This window comes from Frankia sp. AgKG'84/4, assembly GCF_023242965.2.
In the GTDB taxonomy this organism is placed as follows: domain Bacteria; phylum Actinomycetota; class Actinomycetes; order Frankiales; family Frankiaceae; genus Frankia.
On the sequence record NZ_JALKFU020000541.1, the window covers coordinates 1 to 3685 of the forward strand.

4 protein-coding genes are annotated in these 3685 nt (G+C 74.5%); 1 reads left to right on the top strand and 3 read right to left on the bottom strand.

Annotated elements, in window-relative coordinates; genetic code table 11:
- From pepN to MXD58_RS22810, 3 genes are all read right to left on the bottom strand, one after another.
- On the bottom strand, window positions 1-1961 hold a 1961-nt coding region (gene pepN / locus MXD58_RS22800; protein ID WP_250609893.1), incomplete at its 3' end, for an aminopeptidase N.
- A gap of 9 nt (window positions 1962-1970) precedes the next feature.
- A complete protein-coding gene (locus MXD58_RS22805; RefSeq protein ID WP_248840553.1) occupies window positions 1971-2426 on the bottom strand; it encodes a hypothetical protein in 456 nt (151 codons plus the stop codon).
- On the bottom strand, window positions 2419-2784 hold the full coding sequence (locus MXD58_RS22810) for a hypothetical protein (protein ID WP_248840554.1): 366 nt from the start codon (window positions 2782-2784) through the stop codon (window positions 2419-2421). The genes MXD58_RS22805 and MXD58_RS22810 overlap by 8 nt, the downstream gene beginning before the upstream one ends.
- Before the next feature lie 135 nt (window positions 2785-2919).
- On the opposite strand from MXD58_RS22810, the gene MXD58_RS22815 reads away from it, so the two are divergent.
- A partial coding sequence (locus tag MXD58_RS22815) for an ABC transporter permease (protein ID WP_250609894.1) occupies window positions 2920-3685 on the top strand: 766 nt, incomplete at its 3' end.

Sequence of the window (3685 nt, forward strand, 5' to 3'; positions counted from 1 at the left end):
CTGCCGGCGGTGGCCTCGACGAGCATCTGGCGGCAGGCGGCGTGTAGCCGAGCCGCCGCCGCCGGGCGCAGCGCGGGGGCGAGGTAGCGGTTGAGCACGGTGGCGCGGGCGAACCGCAGGGCGTCCTCGAAGACGGCGAGCTGCGTCTCCACGGGCAGCGCGGCGATGGCGAGCGTCAGGTATTCGGTGGCGGGCCAGTCGGCGTCGCGGGTCGCGTCGGCCGCGGCGGCCCAGATCACCGCGCGGGCCAGCGGGTCGGCGACGCGGGGCAGCACGGTGGGCAGCGCGGCGCGGTCGGCGTCGGTGAACCGGATCTTCGCGTAGGTGAGGTCGCCGTCGTTGACGAGCAGCAGCCGTCCGGCGGGCACGCCGGTCAGCGCGGGGATGTCGGTTCGGCCGTCCGGCGCGGCCGGGTCCAGATCGACCTCGACCCGGCGAACGAGTGTGACCGGGGCGTCCGGGTCGGCCTCGCGGCCGGCGGGCGGCGCGTACACGCCGATGCCGACCCGGTGCGGGCGCAGCGTAGGTGCCTGCGCGGGCGCCGTCTGGATCACCGAGACCCGCGCGAGGGTGCCGCCGGCGTCGGCGGTGACCTGCGGGTGCAGCGTGTTGACCTGCTCGCGGCGCAACCACAGCCGCGCCCACCCGGCGAGATCACGCCCGCTGGCCGTCGACAGGGCGGCGAGCAGGTCCGCGAGGGAGGCGTTGGCGTAGGCGTGCGCGGCGAAGTAGGCGCGCAGCCCCGTCAGGAACGCCTCCTCACCGACCCAGGCGACGAGCTGGCGCAGCACCGAAGCGCCCTTGGCGTAGGAGATCCCGTCGAAGTTCAGCAGCGCCAGCCCGGTGTCGGCGACGTCCGAGGGCGCGACCGGATGGGTCGACGGGCGCTGGTCGGCGGCGTACCCCCAGCTCTTGCGGCCCACCGCGAAGCTGGTCCACGCCTGGGTGAAGCGGGTCGCCTCGGCCGTCACCCGGTAGCCCATGTACTCGGCGAACGACTCGTTCAACCACAGGTCGTCCCACCAGCGCATCGTCACCAGGTCGCCGAACCACATGTGCGCCATCTCGTGGGCGATGACCACGGCGCGCAGTTCGCGCTCGGCGTCGGTCACCGCCGAGCGGTAGACGAACTCGTCGCGGAAGGTCACGCAGCCCGGGTTCTCCATCGCCCCCGCGTTGAACTCGGGCACGAACGCCTGGTCGTACTTGCCGAACGGATAGCGGTCGGCGAACAGTTCGTGGTACCGGTCCAGGCACGACTTCGTGACCTCGAAGATCTCCCCTGCGTCGGCCTGCAGGTAGGGACCGAGGGAACGGCGGGCGAGCAGGCCGAGCGCGATGCCGTCGTGGCTGTCCTCCACCAGGTGGTACGGCCCGGCGACGACGGTGACGAAGTACGTCGCCAGCGGCGCGGTCTCGGTGAACTCCCACCGCCCCGGCGCGGTCCGGGTGCCCGCGCCGTTGGCGCGCACAACCCAGTCCGGCGGCGCCAGGACGACGAGGCGGACCGGTGCCTTGAGGTCCGGCTGGTCGAAGCAGGCGAACATCCGCTGGGCGTCGTCGAGGAACGTCTGGGCGTACAGGTACACCTCGCCGTCCTCGGGGTCGGTGAAACGGTGCAGACCCTCGCCGGTGTTGGAGTACCGCATCGTCGCCGTCGCGACGAGCTCGTTGCTCGGGCCGAGCCCGTCGAGGGCAAGCCGGTTGCCGTCCAGCCCGGCGGGGTCCAACGCCCGGCCGTTGAGCCGCAGCTCGTGCAGGGCGACCGGCTTCATCTCGGCGAACGTCGCGGTTCCCCCGGCCGCGGCCGCTGCGGGCTCGCGGAGGCTGAACCGGACCCGGGTGCTCGAGCCGAACTCCGCCGAGGTTCGGGCCGCCGTCAGATCGAGCTCGAGGTCGTAGCCATCGACGCGCAGCAGATCGGCGCGGGCGACCGCCTCGGCCCGGGTGAGGGTGTGCATACCGCGAACCTACGAGATCGCGGCCGTGGTCCCGCCAGCCGTGTTCCCGTCCGGGCGCGGCGCTGTCCGGCGCAGCCAGAGCAGGCCGAGGACCGGCAGGACGACCGGGATGAACAGGTAGCCGCTGCCGTACGTCGACCACACGGCCTGGTCAGGGAAGGCCGAGGAGTTCAGGACACTCACGGTGCCCACCGCGAGCACCCCGGCGAGCTCCGTCGCGCATGCCGCGACGGCGAGGCGGTGCCAGCGCACGCCGGTCCGGGTCAGCGCCACGGTGGCCACCACGTAGACCACAGCGGCGAACGCCGAGAGCAAGTACGCCAGCCGGGCGTGGTCGAACTCGGTCGCGATCTGCACCGCCGACCGGGAGCAGGCCGCCACCGCGAAGATCGCGTAGACCGTCACCAGAATCCGCCCGGGCCCGGACGACGTGCCGACCGGCCGGGGGGTCGATGTGCTAGCCACCAGTGCTCTCCCAGACCTGTCCGAGCCGAACGACGATGATCGCGGCCGCCACGCACGCGACGCCCAGCACCGCGCTGCCCCAGCGGGTCCGCTCGCCGAGTGACCACCACACTCCGGCGGGCAGCGCCGCGACCGACCCGATCAGGTAGAGCACGAACACGGCGGGCTGGCCGGCGTGCTGCCCACGGGAGATCTCGACGACCGCGCCGACGACCTGGGCGAGCAGGACGAGCTCGACCGCCCCGGTGCCGGCCAGCAGGCCCACGCCGACCGGCCGGTCCCGCCAGGTCTGCACCAGGCAGGCCGCGCCGACCACGAGCGCGCAGATGATCGACGCGGCCGCGAGACCGTCGATCATCCGCGCCGCCCGGCTGTGCCCGCGCCGCCTGGCCGCATGCCCGTCCCCTCCGGCCGCCCCCGCGCGGCGCCCTGCCCCGTTCCACGTCTACTACGGATGGTAGGACTTCAGGCGGAGGCAACGACGGACGGCGTCGTGGATCGGGGCCGTGGACCGGCTTCACCGACTCGCCGGTCTGTCGCGGCGGGCGCGGTAGCGTCGGGACCGGTCGCCGCGAGGTCGGTCCCGCGGTCGGCCACGGCGGGACGGGAGGCCGGGCTGGACGCCGACCTGCGCCTTGGGCTGGGCCTCGGACTGCTGCTTGTCGTGGCGCTGGCGGTGCTGACCTGGGCGCGGGTGCCGCGCCGGCGTGACGTCCTGACCGCCTCGGCGCGGGCGATCGTCCAGCTTGCCCTGATCGGGCTCGCGTTGCGCGGGGTGTTCGCCGCGCCGGCGGCCACCATCGCGGTACTCGTGCTCATGCTGGCCGCCGCTGTGGGCACCGCCGCGCGCCGGCTCGCCGTCTTCCCGGCGGCCACCCGCTCGGTCGCCGTCTCCTGCCTGCTCGGCGCGGCCGTCACCCTCGGTCTGATCTTCGCGGTCGGCGCGGTCACCCCGACGGCGCGCACCCTCGTCGCGCTCGCCGGCAGCGTCGTCGGCGGCACGATGACCGCCTGCACGCTGACCGGCCGGCGCCTCGCCGACGGGCTGCGCCGCAGGTGGGACGAGGTGGAGGCGTGGCTCGCGCTCGGCGCGACCCCGCGGCGCGCCGTCGTCGACATCGCCCGGGACAGCGTCGGCGAGGCGCTCGTTCCGGCGCTGGACCAGACCCGCACGGTCGGGCTGGTCACCCTGCCCGGGACGTTCGTCGGGGCGCTGCTCGGCGGCGCCTCGCCGGCGGGCGCAGCCCGCTTCCAGGTGG